Source organism: Algiphilus sp. (assembly GCF_023145115.1).
Lineage (GTDB): Bacteria > Pseudomonadota > Gammaproteobacteria > Nevskiales > Nevskiaceae > Algiphilus.
The window spans coordinates 1-23,851 of record NZ_JAGLEJ010000053.1; the positions used below are offsets into that span (position 1 = coordinate 1).

Below are 23,851 nucleotides of genomic sequence, written 5' to 3' on the forward strand. Positions count from 1 at the left end.
CACCACGTCGTGGGACACGACCCCGTCTGGCTGCGTCGCTACTATCGCGCTGCGTCCAAGCGCTATCCAACTGCGAAGAACCTACTTTCGCTTCTGCAGCAGTCGGATGATCCGGTCGCGCTACCAAGGGCGCTTCGGGATCAAGTCCATCAAGAGTTTGCCGAGGATCCGGAGATGGCAAGGAGCTATCTGAACAGGCTCGAAGCATGGGAGCGAGCGTTTACTGAGCGTCACTCCGCGGGCAGACGCGGAGGCCGGCGCGTCGGCGCCGGCCGCAAACCAGGGGCCAAAGGTGGCTCGGAATCTACCGCGTAAGTGGAAGTGAGCTCCCTTTCGTGTCCCGGTAGATCCGGTCGATGGGCGTGAGCGCCGGTGCGAAGCTGCCCCATTGCGTCGAGGTAAATCTGACCCACGTAGGCGAAGCTGGCGGCCGGATTAGCCATCGGCAGTCGGGCTGTCAGCCAGTACTAACTTCCGCACGTTGTGAGGTTGCTCCAGACTGCTGGTCATCGACGAGTTGGGCTATCTACCCTTCGGGCGAGACCAGACCAACCTCTTCTTCCAGGTCGTGATCCGGCGCTAGGAGCGCGGCGCCATCGTGCTCACTCACCAGCAATTTGCCCTTTTCCCAGTGGTTCATGACCCTGGACGACGACAGCACAGCGACCGCCGCGCCGCGCGCCCACCTGCTGGATTCCAGCCACATCGCTCAGACCAGCGGCGAGAGCTGCCGCCTCAAAGACAAGCGCGAGGCCAGGCACGTCCAACGGTCTGCCGCCAAGACTATCGAATGACCGTCTTGCTGGGTCAGATTTACTTCGGTGCCCAACACCGAAAGTGGGTCAGCTTTCAGTCGGCGTTGAACATTACGCAGCCCAAGCACCTCCATGATGCGCTTTATGTCGTACTGCAGCATCGTGTTTGGCATCTTTCGTGGCGTTACCGAGGCTTTATTTCCGGTGCACAAAGGGTGAAGATGGGTTGGGTCCGGGCGCAAGAACAGGAACGCTGACAACGGTGTTGCCGTCCCCTTGAACAGGGCGCGCACCATTGCAATCGCGCTCTCTACCGGCCGCGAGTGAGGGCACCCGTGACCTATGGAGGCTGTGAATGACTAATACGGGCAGCACCAAGCCGGGAGCTGGCAGGTCTCAAGGTCCAAGCGTCCCTGAAGAAGACGCTTTCGACCGTCTGTACCGGCACTTGAACAGTCCTCGTCAGCGACAGGCGCAGGAAGCCCTTCGTGACGTCACTGTTGAGGATCTTCGGCAGAATTACCAGCCTGGCGGGACTGAGACGGGGGGGCAACTGATCCAAGAATGATCGTACGTCTTTCCTCCGAAAGCTCGCCGCCGGGCGCTACCGACTCTTGCAGGGGCAGCGGCTGAAGCCGCTCGTGGCCGCATTGCGTGACGACCCCAGCCATCGGCGCCAGCGAAGATCATTCCGACGCGGACGGCAAGCCGAGATAACGGGGCACCGAACGCAAATAACGTTCGTAAGCGGCGCCGTGGACATGCCCCAGAAACCGTTCCTCTGAGGGTATATAGGCGACGAACAACGCCAAGGCTACCGACGTGCCCGCTAGCGCGAAGGCGCTATCGCCGGCAATCGCCGCTCCCAGCATCGCAAGGCCCCAGCCCACGTTCTGTGGGTTGCGACTTAAACGATAGACGCCGCCGGTCACTAGGGTCTCCAACTCGCGCCCGGACATCCGGCTGAGCGACGCCATGCGCCCGATGCCGGCAGCAGCCAGCAGCACGCCTACCGCGAGCAGACTGCCGCCGGCAAGCCCACGCAACCAGACCGGAATGTCCAAAGGTGCTATCCCAAGCCACGCCGCGAGGAAGGCGAGCGCCGTGAGCCAGACGTAAAGCGCCCACACGACGATCACGGTTGGAAACGACAACGGCTGTAGTGCCAACTGCTCGCGCAACACGCGCTGAATCGCGTAGCCCCCAAGCAACGCGCCCGCTCCCAAAGCCAACAACCACAAGATCATTTTTCCACCTCCTATTCAATCCAAAGTTTCAGGTATTGAGCTCCCGCATACATGTGAACATGTGAATATATGTTTGTACAATAATGCGAAACCCTTAATCCTTAGAGGCGACTGGTGATGCCGCACCCCATTGCTCGTCTGACATCGGATGCGCTGCAGGCGCAGTTGCAAACGCAACAGCCCCCACTGTTGTTGGATATACGCCGCCGAGCGGCCTTCGCTCACGTCCCGTTGCGCTTGCCAGGCGGCATACCGCTGCTTCTCGATGCTGAACCGATCCGTATTCCGGACGCAGAGCGGATGCGCCCAGTCGTCACCTACTGCCTGTGCAGCGGGGAGGCCTCCAGCCTGCGCGTAGCGCAATGGCTGGTGGAAGCGGGCTACGAATCGGTGGGCGTCCTCGCCGGAGGGCTGCCCGAGTGGCGACGCGCCGGCTACGAAACGCAGGCGGTCGATCTCTCGGCTGGTGCAGCGCTGGCGTGGCAGGACCTGCCCGGCCCAGGCAGCCACGGCGGTCTGGACGCGCACAGCGCACTCGTCCCGCTGGTTGCGGAACAGACGCTTCTGGCGGGCGTCACGCTACCAGTGCGGCGCGAAATGGCCGTGTTGTTCATCGACATGGTGGACTCAACCCGGCTGATCATGAATACATCCGCGGAGCGCGCCTTGTCCCTGGTACAGACGTTCATGGCCGCCGTGACCGAGATAGCCCTGCACCATTGCGGCGACGTACACGACTTCGCGGGCGACGGCGCGCTGCTCTATTTCGCCGGCGCCGGCGAGGCGGTACCCGCGGCATTCGCGCTGCGAGAGCGCCTCGCCCTTGCTCGGCTCGACGAACCCGAGCTCCCCGAGGCGCGCATCTCAGTCGCTTCCGGGCCGCTATTGATCGGCCGCATCGGAGGCGCGCATCGACAAGGCCTTTCCTTCCTCGGCCTCTGCGTCAATATCGCGGCGCGCAGCCAGACCCAGGCACCGCCGGGAGGAATCGTCATCACGGACGACGTCTACCGGGAAACCGAAAGCACCGATCCGGATCTCGCCGGCTGCTTCAAGCCACTGCCAACGACACGGCCCCCGAAAGGGATCGAAACGCAGATGCCGGCGCTGTACCTGGCATAAGTCAGGATCCGCCTTGGCCTACGCGCTCCGCATGCCGCCACGCCGATTATCGTCGCGTCACCGCTGCCTCGCCACGCGCACCATCCGAAATGCGCACCGCCTCGCCCAGGTTGGAGACGAAAATCTTGCCGTCACCGGCATGTCCGTCGCCGGTACGCGCATGGCGAAGGATCGTATCCACCACTGGCTCGGCAAGCGCATCCGGAACATCCAGCTCAAGCTTGGCCATCTCTGCCTTGGCGAGACCGCCGTCATCGGCCGCGTGGCCGTATTCCCGCAGATGCACGACGGCGATCCCGGGCAACCCCGGGATCGCCGCGAGGGCATCCATTACGGCATCACGCATGTTCTCGCGCACATATGCCTTGATTTCCTTCATGACCGTCTCCTTTGTCAGAGCTGCACTTCGCGCCGGGGCTCAGCGAACCAGCGGTAGACCGCCGGCAGCACCAGCAGCGTGAGCAGTGTTGAAGTGATAAGCCCTCCGACCACGACCGCCGCCAGCGGTCGCTGGACATTGGCGCCGATGCCGTCTGCCAGCAGCAGCGGCACGAGACCGAAGATCGAGGTCACGGCCGTCATCAGCACCGGTCGCAGCCTGTGCTCGGCGCCGGTGCGCACGGCCTCGGTGATGCCCATGCCCTGTTCGCGCAGCTGATTGATGTAGGAGACGAGCACCACGCCGTTGAGCACCGCCACGCCGAAAACGGCGATGAAGCCGACGGCGGCCGGCACCGAGACGTAGAGCCCCGTCAGCCACAGCGTCACGATGCCGCCGGTGACCGCGAAGGGCACATTGAGGAAGATCAGCGCCGCATAGCGCAGCGACGAGAAGGCCGAATAGAGCAGCAGGAAGATCAGACCCAGCGTGACGGGCACGACGAGATAGAGTCGCTGCATCGCGCGCTCCTGATTCTCGAACTGGCCGCCGAATTCGACGAAGTAGCCCGGCGGCATGTCGATCTCCGACTCGATGCGTCGGCGCAAATCCTCGACCACGCTGCCCATGTCGCGGCCGCGGACATTCATCTGCACGTAGATGCGCCGGCTGGCGTTGGAGCGGGAGATTTTCTTCGGCCCGGTGTAGAGCGAGATGTCCGCGACCCGGCTCAGCGGCATGAGCGCACCGTCCGACGTTCGCAACTGCAGGCGCCGTATCTCTTCGAGGCCCTTGCGCTGGCTCTCCTGCAGGCGCAGGAAAATGTCGAAGCGCCGCACGCCGTCGAAAACCTGCCCCACGGCGTCCCCACCCACGCCAACCGAGAGCGTACTCAGCACCTCGTCGACGCTGATGCCGTAGCGCGCCAGCGCATCGCGATCCGGCTTGACCACGATCTGGCGCTTGCCGGACTGCTGCTGCATCCGTACGTCGGTAGCGCCGGGCACCTCCCGAGCCAGTGCCTCGACCTTGCGACCGACGGAAGCCAGCTCGTCCAGATCCTCGCCGAAGATGCTGGCCACGAGTTGCGCCTGCACGCCGGAGAGCAGCTCATCGGTACGCAGCTGAATGGGCTGCGAGAAGTTGTTGGCGAGCCCCGGGATGCGTTCCGAGACGCGCTCGGCCATGGCCGACTGCAATTGCTCGTAGTTGCGGCCGCTTTTCCATGCGCCCAGTGGCTTGAGCGTAATCACCGTGGCCACGACATTGACTGGCTCGGGATCGCCGCCCACCTCGGCACGCCCGACGCGCGAGTAGGTGCCGGTGACTTCCGGAAACTCGCGCAGCACCGACTGGATGCGCTTGCCGTACTGTATGGCCGAATCGAGGCTCGCGCCCGGCGGCAGGGTCGAGCGCACCTGGAAGGTGCCTTCGCGCAGCGTCGGCACGAACTCCGAGCCCAGCAGCGGAAACAGCAGCAGGCTGCCCGCGAAGAGCAATACCGCCCCGCCAAGCACAGCCGCCGGCCAACGCATCGCGCCATCCCGCAACGGTCGATAGCCGGCCTTCAGCCAGTGCACCAGCCTCGGTTCGGCCTGGGCGGCACCCTTGCGGAACAGCAGTGTGACCATCACCGGAACCAGCGTCAGCGCCAGCAGCAAGGCGCCCAGCAGCCCGAAACTGATGGTGTAAGCCATGGGCGTGAACAGCTTGCCCTCGACGCCCTGCAGGGTGAACAGCGGCAGGAAGACAATGATGATGATGCCGGTGGCGAAAACGATCGGCCTCGCGACCTCCCGCCCAGCTTCGCCGACGATGCGCAGCAACGGAACGTCCTTGCCCCCCTGTCGCGCCTCCAGATTGCGCAGCACGTTCTCCAGCATGACGACCGAGCCGTCCACCATCATGCCGATGGCAATCGCCAGCCCGCCCAGGCTCATCAGGTTCGCGGAAAGCCCCACGAAGTACATGGCGATGAAGGCCGCCAGCACGGACAGCGGCACGCTGGCCACGACGATCAGGGTAGAGCGGAAGTTGCCGAGAAAGAGGTAGAGGAAGAACAGCACCAGCACCGCCCCCAGCAGCAGCGCCGACTGCACCGTGCCGATTGCCTTGCTGGTGAGCTCGGCCTGCGAGTAGAAGGGCTTGATGCGCAGCCCGTCCGGCAGGGACTGGTTGATGTCGGCGATCTTCTTCTCGACGTCGACCAGCACCTGCTGGGTATTGGTGCCGATCAGCTTGAAGACATAGCCGCCGGCCGACTCCTCGCCATTGGCGATCTGCGCACCACGGCGTATGGCGGCGCCATGGGCGACCTTTGCCACATCGCCGACCGTGACGGGGTTGCCACCCTGCTCGGCGACGATGATGTCGCGGATGTCGTCGAGCCCAGCCTCGCCGGAATCCACCCAGCCGTAACCGCGGATGATGTATTCCTCGCCGCCGCGATTGATGAAGGAGGCGCCCACATTGCGGTTGTTGGCGGCGAGCGCGCGGCGGACATCGGCGACGGTCAGGTCACGCGCCAGCAGCGCGTTCTGATCGAGCCGGACCTGGTACTGCTTCTCGAAACCGCCGATGGAGAGCACGCCGGTCACACCGGGCACGGTGCGCAGCTGCGGCTTGACGATCCAGTCCTGGAAGGTGCGCTTCTCCATCAGCGAGAAGCCCTCGCCTTCCATCGTGTACATCAGGATGCGGCCAAGCCCGGTGGTGATCGGGCCGAGCTGCGGCTCGCCCAAGCCCGGCGGAATCTCTCGCCGGGCCTCCGCCAGTCGTTCGTTGACCAGACGCCGGGCGAAATAGATGTCGGTGCCGTCCTCGAAGTAGACGTCGACGCGCGACAGCCCGAAGATCGATGTCGACTGCACCTTCGCCAGATTCGGCAGTCCGTACATGCTGATCTCGATGGGATAGGAGATCAGCGTCTCCACATCCTCGGGGGACAGCCCCTCGCTGGAAGTGAATATCTGCACCATGGTCGGCGTGGCATCCGGGAAGGCATCCACCGCCAGCCGCTGGAAGGAGAAGTAGCCGCCGATCGCCAGCCCGATGACCGCGACGACGACCAGCACCCGATTCTCGAGCGCAAGTCGCAGGATTGCGTTGATCATGATGTCCGCCTCGCGCTAGTGGCTGTGCGCGGCACTGCGGCCACTGGCAGTGAGCGCGGATTTGAGGTCGAAGGCGCCAATCGTGACGACGCGATCGCCGGGGGACAGTCCCTCGCGAATCTCGATGCGACCGTTGCCTTCGGCGCCGGTGACGACCGGGGCGGCGCGAAACGCACCTTCCTCATCCCCGGGCACGAAGACGAACTGCTCACCGTCGATCGTCTGCACGGCATCCACGGGTACCAGTGCATAACGCGCGCTGTCGCCGGTGGCGATGCGGGCGGTGCCGAACATGCCAGCGCGCAATGCACCGTCCGGATTGGTCACCTCGGCGCGCACTCGCACCGTGCGCGCAGCCTCGTCCAGCTCCCGCGACACCCAGTCCGTGACGCCCTCGAAGGGGCGTCCCGGCAGGGCGCGCAGCGACAGCGTCACGGGCTGGCCCGGTGCCAGACGAGGCAAGTCCTGCTCGTCGGCCTCGATCATCACCCACATGCGCTCGGTATTGACGATGTGGATGGGGGTGTCCTGCGCGGACAGGGTCTGCCCCGGGACCAGATCGCGCTGCTGAATCGTGCCGGCGATGGGAGCAGTCAGTGGGTAACGCGACAGCGGCGCGTCACCGCCGGCGGCAATGCCCGCGATAGCGGCCTCGCTGAGGCCGTAGAGGCGCAGCTCGGCGCGCGCGGCGTCGCGCTCGGCCTGCGCCTGCAGGTAGGTCGCACGCGAGCTCAGCAGCTTCTCCTGACTGATGATCTGCTGCTCGGCCAGCTTCTCGTGCCGCTGATAGTTCGCGCGCTCGGCCGAGAGCTTCGCGCGGGCAGTCAGATACGCCGCCTTGGCGCGTCCCAGGGCGACACTGTCCAGAATGGCAACTGTCTCGCCGGCGCTGACGCTTTCACCGAGATCCCGGGTCACCTTCAGCACCTTGGCCTCCAGCCGCGGCCCGACGCGGGCAATGCGATCCGCGTCGAAAGCCACTGTCGCTGGCGCCTGCACACTGTCGGTCGCCGTGCCGGCCTCGGCTGGCGCAATGCTCAGCGACAACTGATTACGCTGGGCCGGCTCCAGATGTATTGCGCGCTCTTCCTGGGTGTGACTCGCACGGCCTTGCTCTCCACCTTCGTCATGTCCGGCTTCGCCGTGGCCTTCCGTTGCCTCTTCGCCATGCTCGGCCTCGCCGTGTCCGGACGCCTGCGGGCGCCCCGCCTCGCTGCCTCCGGCTTCGTGTCCGCCACTCTGGTGCTTATCCTCTGCGCCGTGCGCCTTGTCTTCGTGGCCGGCATGCGTATTGTTTCCGGCAGGGGCGCTCTCGGCGCTATCGGTACTGCCACCGCAGGCAGCGGTAGCCATCAATGCGCCGGCCACCAGCAGCAGCGCGGCGTTATGTCGTGTACGCATTCGGTATTCCTCTATTCGTTGGCTGGCGCGTTACCGAGGGCGATCAGGCCCCCGGTTGCGCGCTCCAGTTCGGTGCCGGTGGCAACCAGCTCGCGCAGGGCGTCGAGATGGTCGCGCCGCGTATTGATCAGGGTGTCCTGCGCTGTGGTCAGCGCCGGCGCGCCCAGCTCTCCGGCCTGGAAGGCGCGCTGAGTCAAGGCGAAGTTCTCGCGCGCAGCGGCCACCACCTCTTCGCTCATGGCCTGCACCCGCTGTCTCGCGGCCTGCATACCACTGAGCGCGGACAACACTTGCAGCCGGACCTCGCGCTCCAGGGTTTCGCGGTCGAGGCGCGCCGCATCCAGGCCGGCGACGGCTTGCTGGCGCTCCCCGCCGTAGCGGTGAAGCACCGGAAGTGGCAGGGAGACGCCGCCACCGGCAATGCGCGCCCCTTCCTCTTCTTGGTAGAAGCCGAAGACCGTGAGATTGGGGATGACCTGGCGGCGAGCGAGCTGAAGCTCCTCGCGCGCCGCCGCCACGCGCGATGCGGCAGCCGCGAGGTCGTCGCGCTGGGCGACCGCGCGCTCGATCAGGACCTGCTTGTCCGGCATTTCGGGCGCCGTGGGCCTCAGCCGGCCTTCGAGCTGCAGCGGTGCATCCGGTGCCAGCGCCAGCAGCTCGCGCAGCCGGATACGGGCCTGCGCCCGTTCCGACTGCGCGCGCGCAAGCAGCGCCCTGGCGCGCCCCGCACCAATGCGGGCGACATTGGCCTCCATGCGCGTGCCCTGACCCGCATCGAGACGGCGCTGCGCGTAGTCGGCAAGGTCGCGGTTGACGGCCACCACCTCCCGCGCGGTGGCCACGGCGCGCTCCGCCACGAGCGCATCGAGAAAGGCGGCGCGCACGCGCGAACGCATGGCAACCTGCAGAAATCGCAAGTCGGCTTCATCGGCGCTCAGTCGCGCCTGCGCGGCGCGCTGGCGCAGCCCGCTCTGCCCGGCGATCCAGAATTCCTGGCTCAGGCGGATGCCGATATCGGTACTGGCCGATCCGTCCGGTGGATCGCGATCGGCAGCTTCGAGCCCGAGTTGGGGATTGGCGGGCACCGCCCGCTCGGCGTGGACCAGCGCACCCTCGCGCTGGCGCAGCCCGATGCGCGCGGCAATCAGTGTGGGGTTGTTGCGCTCGGCCCAGTCCAGGGCCTGGTTCAAATCAAGCGGTGACGGCGGCTGTGCCGCAGCCGCCCAGCAGGGCGCGCCGGCCAGCAACAGGCCGGCAAGGCGCATCAATCGGAATGCCATCGTGTGTCCTCATCGCGAAAAGCGGTCGCGCCGCGCTTGGCGCGACGCGTTACGGGCGAATAAGGCTCAGGCGATGGGCGGTGTGAAGGGCGGTTCGAGCGCCGGCGGCCGTATCCCGGCGGGGACTGTTGCGTGATAGTCCCCGGCGGGCACGGAAACGAAGAGCGGGATATTGCTCGTCAGTGCCACTAGATGGGCCGAGGCGTGACAGCAATGATCACAGCCCGAGACGAGTTTCCCGCCCTCTGCGTGCGCGTGCGTCTCGGCAACCGTGCTGTCGTGATCAACCGGCAGATCAAGATGCGCAGACCACGCCACCCCGCTCAGCAATACGCTGAGCGCGACGAGCATCGCCATGGTGGGCAGAAAAGAATTGCGCACCTCTACACTATAGCAGCGCTTCCGCCAGCCCTGCTCGTTAGCTGCGACACGCGTTACTCCCCAGCCATCGACGGGCCGGGGCGCGGACGCGTCTCAGTCGTGTACCGGCGCGAAGGACTGCATATAGGAATTGTTTTCGTGGTGCTCTATGCGGATCTAGCCGCAAGCGCTGAGCCTTCAGCAAAAATTTCTGGCCTTCTCGGTAAACCGATTGTGGGACATGCGCCAGGTACAGCGATTGCGCGCTATTTCGACGGCCTTATCGTTTACTGTGCATCCCGACGTTTAGGTTGATACAGACCAAGGTGGCGGGATTTAGCGAGATATAGGGGGAAGAATCGAGACGTGGCGCGGGTTTCCGGCCGGATCGGGGCGCGCGGGCCGGTGAGGTGGTTGCGACACTTGAGTTGCAACAATTGCCGGCATTTTTAGGGTTCAACGCTGGAAAAATTGCTCGTCGAACTGCCAGTAAACGCGGCTCGAACGGCGGGTGCTAGCTGCCCAGGAAGTCCAGGAGCACGTCGCGGATCATCGCGCTGTCGGACTCGCTGATTCCGAGGAACGGGCGTGCCGGGATGTCGCCCCACGGGATTGGCGCGCCGCGCCTGGTGCTACCGAACTCCCCCTTGCGTGCGCCAAACTGATGGACTGGTGCGTACTCCATCGGGCTACCGATCTCGGCGACGTTGCCCGCGACGCGGTAGTTGATCGTCGTCGAGAGCGCGCGGCTCTCACCGATGAGGGGCTTCTTGCCCGCCATGCGCCGCGAGCCGCGCGCGCTGAGGCCGCCGTCGCGCCGGTAGCTGCCGCCGAATCGCCCGAGGTGCGCGAATAGCGTCGACGGCCGGTTCGGCTCCCACTGAGACCCGTCCGGGGCGCGCGACGTCTGGAACCGCTGCTTTGTCGAGTCGACGACCAGCTCGCTGATCTGCTTCAGCGCGGGCGCTGGGTTCCCGGCATCGTTCTGGATGCGCGCGAGGAACTCCTGGGCGCGACGATCTTCGAGCTGCAGATCGACTCTCACAGTCCACCCTCCTCGAGCAGCCGCATCACGTTCTCGTCAGCCCGTGCATCGTCGAGCGATAGGCGCTGGAGCGAGGTCAGCGCCAAACCGCGCCCCGTTGCATTCGTCTGCGCAACGAGAATGTGCGCGCCCGAATCAGCCTCGCCGCCAAGCAGGCGCCCGTACAGGATGCTCCGCTCGCTGACGCGCAGCCGGTGTGTGGCACGGTCGATCACGCTCTGTGTGTCGGCGTAGTCGGTATCGCGCAGTTCAGGGCGATCGCGATCCTGGCGTCGGATGGTCGGGGATGTGAGCATCGCCACACGTTCCCGGGACGAGATCGCGTCCGCATCCTCGTCGGGGATCCGCGCGAGCGGCCAACCGCCATCCGGCCTCTCCCGCCACCGCCGGAAGCGACCGGTCTCTGCGGCCTCGCGGTTCATCGCCGCCAGCAGCGGCGCCGCGATGTCGTACGGACGTCCGGACATCTTCTCCGCCACTGCCGCGCGGATATCGGCTGCGACCGTCTCGCCGGGCATGTAGTCCCAGCCCGGATCGATGGTGCCCTGCGGATCCGGATCCTCACCGGGCTCGTCGAACCGACCGCCCATGCGGCGCGCCTGGGCTTCCGACACCGCGACCACGTAGCAGGAGCAGCCCCAGCCATTCGGCGGGTAATGGGTCTGCCACCACGGATCGTCCGCCGGCAGCACCTGGCGATCGAGCGCCACGTGATGCGGTCGCGGTTCCGCGCTGCCGCCGTGCCGATACATCCAGTACGGCGCCACTTCCTGCAGCTCCGGATCACGCAGCTGCGCCAGGCGCCCGGCCGCATAGCTGGTGCGCATGTTGGTGCCGTAGATCACGCGCGTGCGCCAGTTGCGCTCGCCCGTGTAGGCCCAACCGTGCCGGCCGACGATCTCGTCGAACTGCTGCCGGAACCAGTCGAGCGACCGACCCTCCGCCACCGCTTCGTCGATCGACGCCGCGAAGTCGGCCAGCAGATCGGCTTTCGCTGCGCCAGCGACCGCGAATGCGCGGTCGTGACTGTTGCGCATGAGGTCGGTCCAGCGCTCTGTCGGCACCAGGTTGCCGGTGCGCTCGCGGATCGCCTGAATCTGCTCAGCGAAGGGGAGGCCGACGTCCTCACCCGCCATCGTCGATCTGCTCCGATTCTTCGATGACCGCCTCGCGGCCGTGCGCTCCGGCCGCGGCGAAGGCAGCGGCCATCAGCTCGCCGAGCTGCTGTGTCGGCAGGTCGCCGTAGGCTTCCAGCACCAGGTCGCGCAACTCCTCCAGGCTGCTCGCCTGGTCCACCAGATCCCGCACATCCTCGATCCACTCGCGCATCGGCGCCGCGGCCTCCGACCCCAGCTGGTCGGCGAGCGCCGGTACCGGCGAGGGATCCGCGATGCGCTGCCGCTCCTCGGCATTGCGGGCGCGGCTGAGCGGCGGCGCGGGTTCCGGCGCCGGCGCCTTCGCCGGCGGCGTCAGCAGCTCCTCGTCGTCGTCCGGATCGGGCAGCCCGATCTTGTCGCGGATCGTCGACATGCCCACTTTCAACCCGAACGGCACCAGCCGCGTGACGGCGTCGACCAGCTTTGGCACGTCCTCCTGCTCCGGTACCTGGATCCGGATCCGCGGATAGGCCTTCTGCGGACCGAAGTTCAGGTCGATCAGCGGTCGCACCAGGTCGCGCGTCAGCGTGGCTGACAGCTGCTTCGCGTCGGCCGTCAGCAGGTCGATGCGGACCTCGTTGTGCACCTTCGCCTGCGCCATCGACGATCCGTCGTCGGTGGTCATCGTCTGGCCCAGCACTGCCTTGCTGATCTGCTTGTCCAGGTACGTGCACAGGCGCTCGAACAGCTCCGCGCCGCCGGTGACGTTGCCGACCTGCTCGAACTCGATCTTCATGCTCTCCGGCATCACGGCGGCAGCGTCCGTGCCCAGGTTCGCCACCGCGCGGCGCAGCGCAGCGATATCCTCGCGCTTCGCGTTCGGACCGTACTTGCCCAGGCGGAGCGGCATGCCGAACACCTCCGCAAACGCCAACCAGTCCTTCAGCGCGTAGGCCTTGCAGATCCACGCGAACGCGACGATGCGCGCCAGCCCGCTCTTCACCGGCAGCGCCGTGCGCAGGCGCGGCTGGTGCACCACGAACTTGTACGGCTTCAGCGGCACCCCGAAGGTCGGGTCATCCTCGTGCAGCAGCCGGATCTGGCGCCGCGTGTCGCGGTCCCACGTGAACCACCGCGGGTCCCGGAACTCGTAGCGCTCCGGTACCCACTCCCGGCCGCTGCGGTCCCAGACGATCTCGTTGACAGCGTAGCCCTTGCCCAGGGCATCGAGCTGCTCGGAGAGCATCACGTCGAACGCGTCATCGCGCACCACTGCGCGCACCAGGTCGGCGTGCCGCTGCTCGGCCGCGTCGTCCGTCGCTGCCTCCACCGTCACGTCCAGGCTTTCGATAGCCAGCTTGCGCGTGCCCAACACCGAGTAGTAGTGCTGGTCGCGCTCCTCCATGTCATCGGCGAGCGTCAGATAGTCGTGCGAGCGCCCATCGGCGGCAGCCTCCAGCAGGGTTACCAGCTGCGACGGCGTCAGTCCGCTGGCCGCGCTCTCCGTCCACACCTGGCGAATGCCGGTCAGGCTCGGACCGGCGATCTCCTCCTCGAGGACGTCGAGATCCAGCGGCTCGCCGTCCGGTCCGACAATGCGTCCCATCAGATCACCCCTCGATAGCGGTTGAAGCCGGCCGTGGTCGCAATGCGATCGTCGTCTTCGTCGTCGTCCTCGCGCCGCCGGCCGACGCGCACGGGCTCATAGCGAAACGGCTGGTAGGGCGAGCTGCCCGCATACAGCGCCAAGAACTTCGCCCATGCGCGGTCGGCGTGGCCATCGGTGTCGCCGTCGGCGTCGAAGCGCGGCGCGCCGGTCGGCGTCACCAGCTTGCGCAGGCTGTGCAGATCCGCGCGGATCAGCTGGTCGCCCAGCGGGATCCGCGTCTTGCGGTCCTCGAACACCTGCTTGCCGTTGGTGGCCAGCATCAGCTTGTTCGGGCCGGTGAACTGCACCCCCTCGACCACGTACTCGCCGTAGCGCCGCTGTGCATCCTCCACCGGCTTCTCGCCCATGCCGGTCTGGTCCATGCACAGGCGCATCACCCGGTACCGGCGCATCACCTCGTCGAGGAGCTGATCCTGCTCGCGAAAGCTGATGCGCTGCTTCGCGATCACCTCGCGCGTCCAGAACACATCGCCGATCAGCTCGTCGACCCAGACCACCCACAGATCCTTGCGGCGGCCGATATCGTTGCCGACGTAGCACGGGCCGCCGGTGTAGTGATCCGGATCGCCGGCCTTGTCGTGCTCCACCGCGTTGATCAGGTCGTAGTCGAGCCAGGCGCTGGCCTCGTCCAGCCATTCCAGCAGGTACTCCTGGCGCCATAGATCGTCGTCGCCCAGGCCCTCCCTCAGGTCATCGGCATCGCGATCGAGACCACCCGCGATGGCGTCGTGGATATTGCACAGGTGCAAGCTCCAGCGCCCGGCGGTCGCATGGCCGGTCGCGCGCAACTCATCCTCCACGCCGCCCTGAGTGAGCAGCTCGTAGAACTTGTTGCTCTTGCCGTTGGGCGTGCTGATCACGCGCAACAACAAATCCTTGCGCGAGATGACCGGGAACAGTGCGCCCCAGATCTTCCGGCTGTCGGCGTGGAACGCGAACTCGTCGAGGAGCACGTTCGCCGTGAAGCCACGCGCGGTATCGGGATTGCTCGGCAGCCCGGTGATGCGCGACCCGTTCGGCAGCTTCACCTCCAGCGCCTTGTCCTCGCAGCCGTCCCACTGCACCTCAAGCGCATCGAACGTCGCGCCGTAGAGCTGGAAGTGCGCCTTGATGCCTTCCTCCATAGCCTCGCGCGCCTGGCGCTCGCCGCGCGACAGGATCACCCAGCGACGCTTGCCGCCATTGACCTCGGCATCGAGACAGTCGTCGACAATCTCCAGTGTCGATCCCCAGGTCTTGCCGGTCTGGCGCGCCATCATCCCGGCCTTGAAGCGCGAGTGATCGTCCACCCACGCCTTCTGGCGATCGTGCAGCCGGATGATCGGCTCGCTCATGCCTCGCCCCGGATGACGCTCCGTGCGTAGTCCAGCGTTGGCTTATCCAGCTTGCGCGGCCCCTGCTTCGCGGCATGGCCTTCGTCGAGCTTCTCCAGCAGCTGCTCGCGGAGGCGCTCTTCGACCTTGACCGTGACCTCCTCCGCGCTGGCCAGTCGCTTCATCGCCAGCGCCAGCGCGCTCAACGCACCCACATCCGGCTCCGCATTGGCGCTGATCTGCTCGGCGACCTCGTGCACGGACATGCGCAGCATCTCGATGATGCCGCGGCTCATCTGGCTGTTGCCCGCACCGAACTCCTTGACGAACACCTTCATGATCTCGTTCGTCTGGCGGTGCTTCGCCACGATCTTGTCGAGGCGCTTCTTGCGGCGGCCCAGCGCCGCGCGCGACGGTAGCTCGGCCTCGTCGCCGAACTCTTTGTCGAGCTTGGTCAGGATCTGGTCGAGGCTCAGCTTGCCCTGCGCCAGCTCCTCATCGACAGCGACGCGGATCGGCTCGGGCAACTGATCGATGCTGGACCGGCGTCCCACACTACTCACCCGGGCTCGGGCGTCGGACCCCGGGCACGATGGCCGTCCCTTCAGCCACATCATGGCCGCGGCTGGTGATCACCACCACCTTCACCGAGCCCATCGGCTCCAGCTTCACCAGGCCCTGCTCCTCCAGCCATGCCAGCACGCTGTCGAGCTGGTCTCGTGACAACTTCAGCGCGTACGCCTGGAGCTGATCGCGCAGGATCGAGCTGTTGCTCTGGTAGCCAGCCGACTCGGTCAGCGTGCGCAGGACGCAGAGCCGGGCGTGCTCGACAATGAATGCGGAGTAGCTCACCTCTTGTCGCCTCGCTCGAGCAGGTACTGATTGATCCGGTTGACGGTCTGGTTGATCTGGCCGGTGAGCGCCTCCTGGTGCCGCAGCTGGCCGCTCAGCTCGCTCATGGTTTCACGCAGCTGCTTCAGGTCATCAGCAGTCGGGGCGAACCGCAGCTGCTGCTCCAGCAGCAGGATTCGGCGCTCGTGCAGCTCGTGATCCGCTTTCCGCGCCTGGTCGCGCTCCCTGGCCTCGTACTCCACGCGCTCGATCTCGCTGCTGCTCGTTGCATGGCGCTTCCGCACCCAGGCCCAGACGCTCAAAATCGCCGTCGCGGCAGCGGTGACGATCGTCACGCCGACCCCCCACGCGAACCGCGCCAGATCCCAATCGACGTTCACAGCGCGACCCCCAGCAGGGCCATGCCGAGCACACCCGAGACCAACCGCCACACCCAGATCTCGGCGGCATCGTCGGCCGCGCGCTCGGCGGCGGCCTGTCGGCACGCCGTTACGGCAGCAGCCTGCTCCGACGCCTCCGCATCCAGCGCGATCGCCGCGTCGCGGACATGCTCCGCCTGCTCGGCCAGCGCGAATGCGGCTTCCAGCGTATCCGCCAATCGCTCGGCCTCCGGCAGCGCGTAGCACGCTCGCTCGGAGCCGTCGACCGTCTCCAGCGCGGCGCGCGGCGGCGCGGGGATCTCGATCAGCTCGCCGATCGACACCGGCTCGCGCTCGGGCGCCGGTGGCGTGCTCGCGCACGCGCTCAGCTGCAGCACGAGGATGATGGCGAGGCTATTTCGCATGACGATTCAGCCGCTCCAGCACCTGCGCCGCATTCCGGTGGCCGCGGTCGGACAACGCCTTCTGCCGCTTGGCCAGCTCGCCCGCGACGCGGTCGGCTTGCTTCTTGGCGTCGCGCGCGTCCTGCTGGTGTACGCGTGCGGTGAGCTCCCGGCCAGACACCTCGTTGTACATCTGCTCGAAGGCGCTCCGGCGCGCGCTGCTCCGGAGCATGCGCACGCGCAGGTAGAGCAGCACGCCGACCACGATCACTCCGCCGGCAGCGATCATGGCCGGCAGCCCGCGCAGGAACGTCCAGACCTTACGCAGCACCGGTGCGCTCCGGATCGTCCGGCCGGCCGTGCTTGCACTCGCTGCCACGCCGCCATGCGTAGATCGCGCCCTGCGCGCCGAGCACGGCGGCGCAGTCGGTTCCGGAGAACGTCACCGCCCAGGTGAACCACTCGGTCGTGATCGTGATGCCCTGGAACGTCAGCTGCACAAGAAACACGATCGCGAACGCCGTCCAGACGGTCTTCGTTGCGGAGAACCGGCCGTACTCGGAGATGAAGGCGCGCCAGGTCATTGCTCGCTGACTGCCTCCGCCAGCGTGCGGAAGCCGCTCCGCAGCACCCCGCGCGCCCGCGTGGCCCGCTCGTGGTCGATGCCGGGACCCTCGACGATGGTCCCGACCAGCTCGTCCACCAGGGTGCCGGTCTGCCGCACGATATCGGCGAGCGATTCATCGTCGTCGTGCACGTCCTGCTTCGTTTCGTCCGACATGCGCACTCCTGCGGCTACAGCCGCGCTGCGTGAAGACCGGCGCGCGTGCCGTGCCGGTCGATGGTCAGGAGCTGGCGGCGTGGCACGTCGCCCGCGGCCGCGACGCTGACGTGCGTCCAGCGGCCGAACTCGTGGATCAGCTGGTCGAAGGGCAGCGAGCTGCCCGCGATCCACTCGCAGATCTCGACGGGCTCGTGGTCGACGATGACCAGGTCCGCCGCGAGTGCCTGCATGTGCTGCGAGCGCGGGCTGCCGCCGACGTAGCGGTTCAGCGCCGGGCAGCGGTAGCCGCTGGTGATCTGCACCGGGCCGAACTCGTCGCGCAGCGGCTGCAGCACCTGGTCGACGAGCCGTTGCAGGTTCGGCAGCAAGTCACCGGGGACGGCATTGTTCACACCTCTCCGGGCGGCCGTCTGCGAGCGCTCGAACTCCTCCAGGGCGAAGTTTCGGCTCAGGCGCATCGGGAGGCTCGGATGCTGCTATCCATGCCCCGCATCGTGCCCAGCCAGCGCAGCGAATCCGATGCTAAGTGTGCTTGGCAGGAACGAAAAAGGGCCGGTGTGGCCGGCCCTTCATGCTCGAATGTAGTGGCGCGAGATCGCGCCGTCCAGTCCCGCCTACAAGTCCAGCTTCACGAGTCGCCACAGGTCGTCGCCGCCTTGCTGCACCATGCCGCGGTACTCGTGGCGCACCGTTGCGCCGAATCCGTTCTGCGCGTCGACGTAGCCCGTGATCCGGTAGTGGTGCTCTTCCAGTCGCTCCACCCGCACCTTATTGATCAACGGGAAGTCGGCGGTCGACGGGCTCCTAAGACGCCGCTCGACGTAGCCCTGCATCACCATGTAGGCCTTCACCGAGTTGTCCCGCTCGTGCCACGGCTCGGACTCTCCACATGCCACCAAGATGCTGCACAACAGCGCAGCGGTCATCGTCCAGTTACGCATCGTGCCCCCCCTTGCTTTCGAACAGATCCCCCTGCCGCCGCTTCAGCTCGCGGGCTCGCAAGGCATAGACATGATTCTCGTGCACCCCGTAGCGCAGCGCCACCGCGCGCCCACTCGCGCCTCGGTCCATCTCCGCCATGATCTGCGCATTGCGTAGCGCGCGAGCGTACCGGGCAGCCTTCGGCACCGTGATCGTCTCCGGGGCATACCGTTTGCTGAGCCGCTCCGCAGCGACCAGCCCGATTGCGAGGGCGATAGGGTGCCTGGCATGCATGCCGTGCGGGATGTGCAGCCGCACGCCCGGGTAGTGCTCGGACAGGCGGATCGCCGCCTCGTAACTGCCGACAACCTCGGCGATCTCGAGCAGCTTCGGCGGCAAGAACTGGCGCAACAGATCGGCCTCCTCTTGCTTGGCGGGCGCGCCAGCCATCGCGTCAGCTCCGCGCCTCGCGCTTCGCCCGGCGCCGGGCATCTACCACCAGCGCGGAGATCAACGCGCGCAACTGGTCACGGCTCGCCCATTCCAGACGGGCCGGCGCGGCGTGGCCGTACATCTGGCGCAGCATCCCCAATGCGTACTCTTCGCCACGCTCCTCCCCGAGCAGCTTGAGCACCTTGCCGATCATAGGCGCACGGTCGTCGCCGACGCGATCCCGCACCTTGCGCTTCTTCGTCGCCGTGATCCCGAGATCGCGCGCGCGGCGCTCCATGTGCTGGATCACCTCGCCCCGGCCGTGGGCGTCCAGATCCGCGCTCGAGTGCGCGCGCGCCACCGTCCACAGCACCGCCTCGTACTGATCGCGGTCCATTCCGAGCTGGGCCTTCAGGATGTGGATCCGTGCCAGCTGCTTGCGACGGTCGGGGGCGCGGGCGGCCATGATCAGCGGATCACGCTGTTGGGGTTGCCGGTGGTGCGGGGCGCCTCGCGCTCCAGCTCCGCGACACGCAGGGCCGCGGCCTCGTCGGACCGCAGGAAGCCGGCCACGCACTGCGCGAACGGCTCGGCCTCGTCCGCCGGCAGCGCGCCCTCGGCAACCAGGCGCTGCGCGTAGGTCGCCAGCGCGCGCTCCAGCGTCGGCTCGTCGAACACCCAGGCCCGGCTCATCGCTGCCGCTCCGGTACCGGCCCGCGGTCGCGCAGGCACTGCCCGTAGGGTGAGCGCAGGAACGCGCGGACCGCGACGGCGATGCCCTCACGGACCTTGGGGTGCCCCTCGCCCTGACGCTCGTACGCACCCAGCGCCTCCTCGAGCTCCGCACGGTCGAACGTCCAGCGCTCCGGCGTCATCACGCGCGCCCCTGCCGGCGGGCGTTGCGATCGCGGCGCTCGATGTCGCGCTCGCGACGGCCGGCGATGATCTGGTCGATCTGCGCCTGGCGCCGCGCCTGGACGTGCGGGCGGGGATCCGGCGTCGTCGGGCGGGCGTCGCCGTACGCCAGGTGCCGGAACCAGGCTTCAAGGTCCTGACCGACCTTCGCGGAACCAGCGAGGATTCGAGCAGCGCGCTGTTCGTGCCAACAGCGCGGGCGGCTGGACTTCCTGCCAAGCATCGGGCGGGTTCGGCGCAGCGGAGAAGCGAGGCCGTGCGCGATCACCGCATCGTCGGCGCCTCGATTCGAGGTCGCGCCCAGCGCAGCGAACAGCTTCGCCAGCATCCCGTCTCTCGCGCCGGTCACGCTGCACGCTCCTGGCCGTCGTCCTCGCCTTCCTTCAGCAGCGCGTTGACCAGCTTGTCCGTGCTGCTGTCGGTCGGGCGGATCACCAGCTCGTCTCCGGTCTCGGTGACGCTGCAACCGATGCGCCGGAGGTCGGCCGTCGGCAGCTTGGCGATCGCTTCCTTGACCGGCTCCTCCTTGGTGCGGATGAGGTCGGGGGCACGGTCCGGCAGGTGCTTGCGGATCAGCTGCAGGACCTGCCCGACGCTCGACCAGCTGACCTTGCCCTTCGCCTTCTGGAAGCCGACCTTCACGCCATGCAGCACGCGCGTGCGGCGCTTGGCGAACTGGTCGCTGTGCTCTTCCAGCGTCGCGGCCAGGCGGTCGCGGGCATCGTTGGTGGCGGCCACCGATTGCTTGATGCCGCGCAGGTGCCTGCGGCGGGCGGCAGCGTAGTCCGCCTCCAGCGCCTGCACGCGCTCGGACAGCACCGCGCGCTTGTCCGCGTAGGTCTTCGTCGCGCTTTCGATCTGGTTCATTGCATCCATCGTTGAAGCCTCGATAAACGGAGTTGGTAGGGCACGTGACGTGGACTAGCCGGCGGGATCACGCCCCAGGAGGAGACCTCAGGGGGTGGAGCGCTCCCGCTGCAGGTGTTTTCACGGCACCGCCTGCTGGCCGGCCGGCGGCTCGTGCGGACCGCCGGCTCGCTTGCTCGGGGGATGGGCATCCGGATCCGGCAGCCGGAGCTGGCCGCGGAGATCCGGGAGGGACACGCGGCGCATGGCCGCGACCTGGATGAGCGTCGTCATCGCGCGGTCGGTCAGGTACGCGCAGGTGCGGACCAGTTCGCTCTCATCGGCGGCCATGAAGTAGCCGCTGCTCGGGTGACCGCAGATGTGCTGACCCGCGCGGCGCAGCTCCTCGATGCGATGCCGGAGCTGGCGCTCGTGGCCGGGCGTGGTCGTGCCGCGGATCTCGGTGACAAGGGCAGCCGCGCTGGCGCCCTGCTCGGATCCGACGTGGCGCCGCAGCGCCCACAGCACATCGTCCTGGGATATCGCGTCGTCACGCATGTCAGTCCTCCTGCGGCGAAAGGCCGTACTTACGCCAGATGGCGGCAATGTCTTCGGTGGTGGGCGGCGCCATCCGGAGCTTTTCTGCACGCTCCCGCGCGCCCGCGATCTCCTGGCGGGCGTTGCGGATGCGGTTGCGGCGCTTCTCGCCGGCGGCCTTGACCTCGGCCTCCTCCTCGCGCTCGGCCTTGGCCTCCGCTTTGTCAGCGGAGCCGGTCACGATCTCCGCCAGGTAGCCGTGCCCACTGAGCGGTAGCCGGAGCTTTTCGCGGTTGTCCAGCATCTGCTGCATGGCGGATGCCCATACCTCCGGCGGCGCCGGCCAGAACCGGCCGTGCCGCTCGACGCCGCCGGCCTCGACGAACTCGACCAGCTCCGTCAGCAGCTTCCGCGCGCGCGACCAGGCCAGCGCGCGCTGGCGCGGGCGGAACAGGCCCAGGTAGCGCAGCGCGAGCGGGCCCACCTGGTGCGGCAGCCGCGCACAGAGCTGTGCGACCTCACGGGCATCGGCATCGCTGGTGAACGCATCCAGCGACGCGCTCATGCCGCAGTTGGGGCACACCAGCTTCATGCGTCACCCCCGAACAGATCGCCGACCGCCTTCCCGGCGCGCCGCGTCATGTACGCGTGCTGCGCCCGCATCGGGCCGTCGAGGCGGTTGTGGCAGCGCTGGCAGAGAGCGGCCAGGTTGTCGTCGTCGCAGTTCGCCGGGTCCGGGTCATCCAGGTGCGCGATCGTCAGGACGATCCGCGCCACCTGGTGGCCGTCCACCAGCTCCCAGCTGTCGGCGAGCAGCGGGTCGCTGGTCAGCGTGTCGTCGTCGCGGCGGTAGACGTGATTCGGCACGCCGCAGCGCTCGCAGCAGTGGTTTGCGCGAGCGAGGATCCGCTCGCGGATCTGCGGCCAGTCGGCCGGGTAGCGTGCGCGGTTGGCGGCTGCGATTGGCATCAGCTGCGCGACCCGCCAGAAATCGCGTCGGGCCGATCGCTGCTTCGCACCGCGTTCTGCAGACGGACCTGGCTGCCGTGCGCGATGCCAGCGACCGCAGCATCGGCGTCCCTGTGCGCGATCTTGGTCGACTTCGCCTCAACCGATACCAGGACCGGGTGGTAAACCGACTTGTAGGCTGCAATCAGCTTCTGATCCGCTTCGGTACCAGCGAACGACCGCACTTCAGCGCGCACGGCGCGGACCCAGCCCTCCGCAAACACTCGGCCGCGGCGGATCTTGGTCGCGCGCTTGCAGCGCTTGAGGCCGGTGACGAACGCCGCGCGGTCGCGCTCCAGCTTGCGCACCAGCACGCTGAACGCGTAGGCGGCGATCTCCGGCTTCGGATCCACGCCAACAAACACCCGCTCGTCGCAAGCGCGGAACGTGTCGCAGGCGAATGCATCGGCAACGGTGCGCGCCAGCAGCACGATGTGGCCACGCGGATCGGAGCCGGAAGCGGCCCGCGCTTCGGTGGCGTAGGCAGCCTGCACTTCCGCCTCGCCGATGTTGTGCGCACGCATGAGTGCGCGCGCCTGGCGCAACGCGGTCGCGGCCTCGTGCTCGTTGCCGGAATTCGACAGCGCCAGGCACTTCTGCACGCGTTTGATGGCCTCGGCGCGGGTCACGACAGCACCTCCCGCACCTCGGCCACCGGATAGGCCAGCGGCTCGGCGTCAGCGAACGGCTCGTCGCGCGGCACGATCATCAGCGTGTGGCCGGCGCGCAGGTTGTCGATCGGGTTCAGCACCCGGTACCGGATCCAGATCCACGCCTGGAACGGCCGGCAGTCGACGACGTTGCCTCTATCGTCGAGATCCCACTCGGTGAAATCCTGGCCGTGGTCCTGCAGGTAGACGGTGTAGCGCGCGGGACGCTCCTCACCGGCGGGGATTTCGTCCACATGGTCGCAGGTGTGGGCAGCGGCACTCATGACGCCACCCCGAGGGTCACGGCGTGCGTCGGTACCGGCGCGGCGCTGCGCCACTCCAGCATCACGCCGCGCAGCAACGCGCGGCCGACCCACTGCGAGCGCAGGCCGTGGCCGTCGTGCGTGCTGCGCACGCCGTCGTAGACCGACAGGCCGAGGTGCGCCGGGGGCGCCTGCTGCAGGATCAGCGTGACGCCGTGCGGCGAGAGGTGAGCACCGACGACGCCGGCGCCGGCCTCGTCCAGCTGCAGGGTGACGTCGGCGGCATCGAGCAGCCGGTCGACGGCGTGCCGGTTGCACGGGAACCGGGTCTGTGGGCGCTGCGGATTTCCGGTCATGACGATCTCCGGTTGGGACACGTGGGGCACGCGTGCGCCAACTGCACACGCATCGGGTTCGTGAAGCGGCGCGGGCCGCGCTGGTGCTCGATGCAGCGCTGCAGGGGCAGATCGCCGATCACCGGGCAGTCGACTGTGGCGTGCAGCAGCGCGCCCTCCACCGCGCGCTGAACGCGGTGCAGATCGCCCTTGTAGGTGCCCTTGAGCACCTGGCAGACGACGGTCGTGCTGTAGCCGATGCGCTTGGCGACGGCGGCCTGGCCGTCGGCCGCGGCGGCGCGCTGCAGCTCGTCGAGCCAGGCGGTCATGCGTCACCCCCGGCGCGGCGCTTGAGGTCGGAGACCTCGGCTTCCGGGTCGGCCATGCCGGCACATGCACGCACGCAGCAGAGGGCGCGCTCGTATTCAGCACGCGGCACCGATACCGGCTTGTCGGCGGGTCCGCGCTCGGCGGTCTCGAGGTTCGGGTCGCGCAGGCGGTCCTTCGCGATGCGCGGGGCATACGGCCCGGTATCGCGGACCAGGGCGTAGACGGTGTGCCCGCCGACCACGCCCTCCCGCTTCGGCGTCGCGACGCGCAGGTAGCCCTCGCGCGCCAGGCGCCGCGTGTAGACGCCGGCGTTCGACGTGCTGACCTCGGCCGTGGCCACGATCTCGGCGACCGAGAACTGCCGCAGGCGACGCATGCTGTTCCACATGCGCTGCCGGGCGATCCCGGCCCCCATCGGTGCGCGCTTGCGCATG

The 23,851-nt window shown here is 67.4% G+C and carries 34 protein-coding genes and 1 pseudogene; 3 read left to right on the top strand and 32 right to left on the bottom strand.

Annotated elements, in window-relative coordinates; all coding sequences use genetic code 11:
* Positions 1 to 496 precede the first annotated feature (496 nt).
* Positions 497 to 794: pseudogene (locus KAH28_RS16630) on the top strand (ATP-binding protein); the annotation flags it as partial.
* A 647-nt stretch (positions 795 to 1,441) separates the two neighbouring features.
* Here the strand turns inward: KAH28_RS16630 and KAH28_RS16635 are convergent.
* Positions 1,442 to 2,002: a methyltransferase gene (locus KAH28_RS16635; protein ID WP_290578580.1), complete on the bottom strand. Its 561-nt coding sequence runs from the start codon at positions 2,000 to 2,002 to the stop codon at positions 1,442 to 1,444.
* 117 nt (positions 2,003 to 2,119) lie between these two features.
* On the opposite strand from KAH28_RS16635, the gene KAH28_RS16640 reads away from it, so the two are divergent.
* On the top strand, positions 2,120 to 3,124 hold the full coding sequence (locus KAH28_RS16640; protein ID WP_290578582.1) for an adenylate/guanylate cyclase domain-containing protein: 1,005 nt from the start codon (positions 2,120 to 2,122) through the stop codon (positions 3,122 to 3,124).
* A gap of 46 nt (positions 3,125 to 3,170) precedes the next feature.
* Here KAH28_RS16640 and KAH28_RS16645 read toward each other — a convergent pair whose 3' ends face one another.
* From KAH28_RS16645 to KAH28_RS16660, 4 genes are read right to left on the bottom strand one after another with little or no spacing between them, the layout of a single operon-like run.
* Positions 3,171 to 3,503 carry a P-II family nitrogen regulator gene (locus tag KAH28_RS16645; protein ID WP_043764676.1) on the bottom strand — a complete coding sequence of 111 codons (333 nt, stop codon included), beginning with the start codon at positions 3,501 to 3,503 and terminating at the stop codon, positions 3,171 to 3,173.
* Positions 3,504 to 3,517: 14 nt separating this feature from the next.
* Positions 3,518 to 6,616 carry a CusA/CzcA family heavy metal efflux RND transporter gene (locus tag KAH28_RS16650; protein ID WP_290578586.1) on the bottom strand — a complete coding sequence of 1,033 codons (3,099 nt, stop codon included), beginning with the start codon at positions 6,614 to 6,616 and terminating at the stop codon, positions 3,518 to 3,520.
* Positions 6,617 to 6,631: 15 nt separating this feature from the next.
* On the bottom strand, positions 6,632 to 8,017 hold the full coding sequence (locus tag KAH28_RS16655) for an efflux RND transporter periplasmic adaptor subunit (protein ID WP_052367351.1): 1,386 nt from the start codon (positions 8,015 to 8,017) through the stop codon (positions 6,632 to 6,634).
* Between the two features lie 11 nt (positions 8,018 to 8,028).
* Positions 8,029 to 9,297, bottom strand: a complete 1,269-nt coding sequence (locus KAH28_RS16660) for a TolC family protein (RefSeq protein WP_084191251.1) — start codon at positions 9,295 to 9,297, stop codon at positions 8,029 to 8,031.
* A gap of 213 nt (positions 9,298 to 9,510) precedes the next feature.
* Here KAH28_RS16660 and KAH28_RS16665 point away from each other — a divergent pair, with 213 nt between their 5' ends.
* Positions 9,511 to 9,972 (top strand): hypothetical protein, encoded by a 462-nt coding sequence (locus tag KAH28_RS16665; RefSeq protein ID WP_290578590.1) that lies wholly within the window; start codon positions 9,511 to 9,513, stop codon positions 9,970 to 9,972.
* A 199-nt stretch (positions 9,973 to 10,171) separates the two neighbouring features.
* Here KAH28_RS16665 and KAH28_RS16670 read toward each other — a convergent pair whose 3' ends face one another.
* From KAH28_RS16670 to KAH28_RS16800, 27 genes are all read right to left on the bottom strand, one after another.
* Positions 10,172 to 10,702: a phage virion morphogenesis protein gene (locus tag KAH28_RS16670; RefSeq protein ID WP_290578592.1), complete on the bottom strand. Its 531-nt coding sequence runs from the start codon at positions 10,700 to 10,702 to the stop codon at positions 10,172 to 10,174.
* Positions 10,699 to 11,838: a phage minor head protein gene (locus KAH28_RS16675; protein WP_290578594.1), complete on the bottom strand. Its 1,140-nt coding sequence runs from the start codon at positions 11,836 to 11,838 to the stop codon at positions 10,699 to 10,701. Before KAH28_RS16675 ends, KAH28_RS16670 begins: the two co-directional genes overlap by 4 nt.
* Complete coding sequence (locus tag KAH28_RS16680; protein WP_290578596.1) at positions 11,828 to 13,405, bottom strand: DUF935 domain-containing protein; 1,578 nt, start codon at positions 13,403 to 13,405, stop codon at positions 11,828 to 11,830. The genes KAH28_RS16675 and KAH28_RS16680 overlap by 11 nt, the downstream gene beginning before the upstream one ends.
* Positions 13,405 to 14,802 (bottom strand): terminase family protein, encoded by a 1,398-nt coding sequence (locus KAH28_RS16685; protein ID WP_290578598.1) that lies wholly within the window; start codon positions 14,800 to 14,802, stop codon positions 13,405 to 13,407. The genes KAH28_RS16680 and KAH28_RS16685 overlap by 1 nt, the downstream gene beginning before the upstream one ends.
* On the bottom strand, positions 14,799 to 15,308 hold the full coding sequence (locus tag KAH28_RS16690) for a phage protein Gp27 family protein (protein ID WP_366918222.1): 510 nt from the start codon (positions 15,306 to 15,308) through the stop codon (positions 14,799 to 14,801). The genes KAH28_RS16685 and KAH28_RS16690 overlap by 4 nt, the downstream gene beginning before the upstream one ends.
* A gap of 28 nt (positions 15,309 to 15,336) precedes the next feature.
* The gene (locus KAH28_RS16695; protein ID WP_290578600.1) at positions 15,337 to 15,633 is read right to left on the bottom strand and encodes an ArsR family transcriptional regulator; all 297 of its coding nucleotides are present in this window, start codon (positions 15,631 to 15,633) and stop codon (positions 15,337 to 15,339) included.
* Positions 15,630 to 16,013: a DUF2730 family protein gene (locus KAH28_RS16700; protein WP_290578602.1), complete on the bottom strand. Its 384-nt coding sequence runs from the start codon at positions 16,011 to 16,013 to the stop codon at positions 15,630 to 15,632. Before KAH28_RS16700 ends, KAH28_RS16695 begins: the two co-directional genes overlap by 4 nt.
* The gene (locus tag KAH28_RS16705; RefSeq protein ID WP_290578604.1) at positions 16,010 to 16,417 is read right to left on the bottom strand and encodes a hypothetical protein; all 408 of its coding nucleotides are present in this window, start codon (positions 16,415 to 16,417) and stop codon (positions 16,010 to 16,012) included. Before KAH28_RS16705 ends, KAH28_RS16700 begins: the two co-directional genes overlap by 4 nt.
* A complete protein-coding gene (locus tag KAH28_RS16710) occupies positions 16,407 to 16,727 on the bottom strand; it encodes a hypothetical protein (RefSeq protein ID WP_290578606.1) in 321 nt (106 codons plus the stop codon). Before KAH28_RS16710 ends, KAH28_RS16705 begins: the two co-directional genes overlap by 11 nt.
* Positions 16,717 to 16,980, bottom strand: a complete 264-nt coding sequence (locus tag KAH28_RS16715) for a hypothetical protein (RefSeq protein WP_290578608.1) — start codon at positions 16,978 to 16,980, stop codon at positions 16,717 to 16,719. The genes KAH28_RS16710 and KAH28_RS16715 overlap by 11 nt, the downstream gene beginning before the upstream one ends.
* The gene (locus tag KAH28_RS16720; protein WP_290578610.1) at positions 16,977 to 17,177 is read right to left on the bottom strand and encodes a hypothetical protein; all 201 of its coding nucleotides are present in this window, start codon (positions 17,175 to 17,177) and stop codon (positions 16,977 to 16,979) included. The genes KAH28_RS16715 and KAH28_RS16720 overlap by 4 nt, the downstream gene beginning before the upstream one ends.
* Before the next feature lie 14 nt (positions 17,178 to 17,191).
* Entirely contained in the window at positions 17,192 to 17,638 is a 447-nt protein-coding gene (locus KAH28_RS16725; RefSeq protein ID WP_290578612.1) for a D-Ala-D-Ala carboxypeptidase family metallohydrolase, read from the bottom strand.
* A gap of 156 nt (positions 17,639 to 17,794) precedes the next feature.
* Complete coding sequence (locus tag KAH28_RS16730; protein ID WP_290578614.1) at positions 17,795 to 18,121, bottom strand: hypothetical protein; 327 nt, start codon at positions 18,119 to 18,121, stop codon at positions 17,795 to 17,797.
* Entirely contained in the window at positions 18,114 to 18,551 is a 438-nt protein-coding gene (locus KAH28_RS16735; protein ID WP_290578616.1) for a Mor transcription activator family protein, read from the bottom strand. The genes KAH28_RS16730 and KAH28_RS16735 overlap by 8 nt, the downstream gene beginning before the upstream one ends.
* Positions 18,552 to 18,555: 4 nt before the next feature.
* Positions 18,556 to 18,999 carry a phage protein GemA/Gp16 family protein gene (locus KAH28_RS16740; RefSeq protein ID WP_290578618.1) on the bottom strand — a complete coding sequence of 148 codons (444 nt, stop codon included), beginning with the start codon at positions 18,997 to 18,999 and terminating at the stop codon, positions 18,556 to 18,558.
* A 2-nt stretch (positions 19,000 to 19,001) separates the two neighbouring features.
* Positions 19,002 to 19,226: a hypothetical protein gene (locus KAH28_RS16745; protein WP_290578620.1), complete on the bottom strand. Its 225-nt coding sequence runs from the start codon at positions 19,224 to 19,226 to the stop codon at positions 19,002 to 19,004.
* Positions 19,223 to 19,411: a hypothetical protein gene (locus KAH28_RS16750; protein ID WP_290578621.1), complete on the bottom strand. Its 189-nt coding sequence runs from the start codon at positions 19,409 to 19,411 to the stop codon at positions 19,223 to 19,225. The genes KAH28_RS16745 and KAH28_RS16750 overlap by 4 nt, the downstream gene beginning before the upstream one ends.
* A complete protein-coding gene (locus KAH28_RS16755) occupies positions 19,408 to 19,776 on the bottom strand; it encodes a hypothetical protein (RefSeq protein ID WP_290578622.1) in 369 nt (122 codons plus the stop codon). The genes KAH28_RS16750 and KAH28_RS16755 overlap by 4 nt, the downstream gene beginning before the upstream one ends.
* Before the next feature lie 17 nt (positions 19,777 to 19,793).
* Positions 19,794 to 20,315 carry a host-nuclease inhibitor Gam family protein gene (locus KAH28_RS16760; protein ID WP_290578623.1) on the bottom strand — a complete coding sequence of 174 codons (522 nt, stop codon included), beginning with the start codon at positions 20,313 to 20,315 and terminating at the stop codon, positions 19,794 to 19,796.
* 120 nt (positions 20,316 to 20,435) lie between these two features.
* Positions 20,436 to 20,852, bottom strand: a complete 417-nt coding sequence (locus tag KAH28_RS16765) for a hypothetical protein (RefSeq protein ID WP_290578625.1) — start codon at positions 20,850 to 20,852, stop codon at positions 20,436 to 20,438.
* Between the two features lies 1 nt (position 20,853).
* Positions 20,854 to 21,396 (bottom strand): hypothetical protein, encoded by a 543-nt coding sequence (locus tag KAH28_RS16770; RefSeq protein ID WP_290578627.1) that lies wholly within the window; start codon positions 21,394 to 21,396, stop codon positions 20,854 to 20,856.
* 23 nt (positions 21,397 to 21,419) lie between these two features.
* Positions 21,420 to 21,800: a hypothetical protein gene (locus tag KAH28_RS16775; protein WP_290578629.1), complete on the bottom strand. Its 381-nt coding sequence runs from the start codon at positions 21,798 to 21,800 to the stop codon at positions 21,420 to 21,422.
* A complete protein-coding gene (locus KAH28_RS16780; protein ID WP_290578631.1) occupies positions 21,800 to 22,468 on the bottom strand; it encodes a DUF2786 domain-containing protein in 669 nt (222 codons plus the stop codon). The genes KAH28_RS16775 and KAH28_RS16780 overlap by 1 nt, the downstream gene beginning before the upstream one ends.
* Positions 22,465 to 22,773 (bottom strand): hypothetical protein, encoded by a 309-nt coding sequence (locus KAH28_RS16785; RefSeq protein WP_290578633.1) that lies wholly within the window; start codon positions 22,771 to 22,773, stop codon positions 22,465 to 22,467. Before KAH28_RS16785 ends, KAH28_RS16780 begins: the two co-directional genes overlap by 4 nt.
* Positions 22,770 to 23,108, bottom strand: coding sequence for a hypothetical protein (locus tag KAH28_RS16790; RefSeq protein ID WP_290578635.1), 339 nt, complete (start codon positions 23,106 to 23,108; stop codon positions 22,770 to 22,772). Before KAH28_RS16790 ends, KAH28_RS16785 begins: the two co-directional genes overlap by 4 nt.
* A complete protein-coding gene (locus KAH28_RS16795) occupies positions 23,105 to 23,416 on the bottom strand; it encodes a hypothetical protein (protein ID WP_290578637.1) in 312 nt (103 codons plus the stop codon). The genes KAH28_RS16790 and KAH28_RS16795 overlap by 4 nt, the downstream gene beginning before the upstream one ends.
* Positions 23,413 to 23,850 (bottom strand): hypothetical protein, encoded by a 438-nt coding sequence (locus tag KAH28_RS16800; protein WP_290578639.1) that lies wholly within the window; start codon positions 23,848 to 23,850, stop codon positions 23,413 to 23,415. The genes KAH28_RS16795 and KAH28_RS16800 overlap by 4 nt, the downstream gene beginning before the upstream one ends.
* Between the last annotated feature and the right edge of the window lies 1 nt (position 23,851).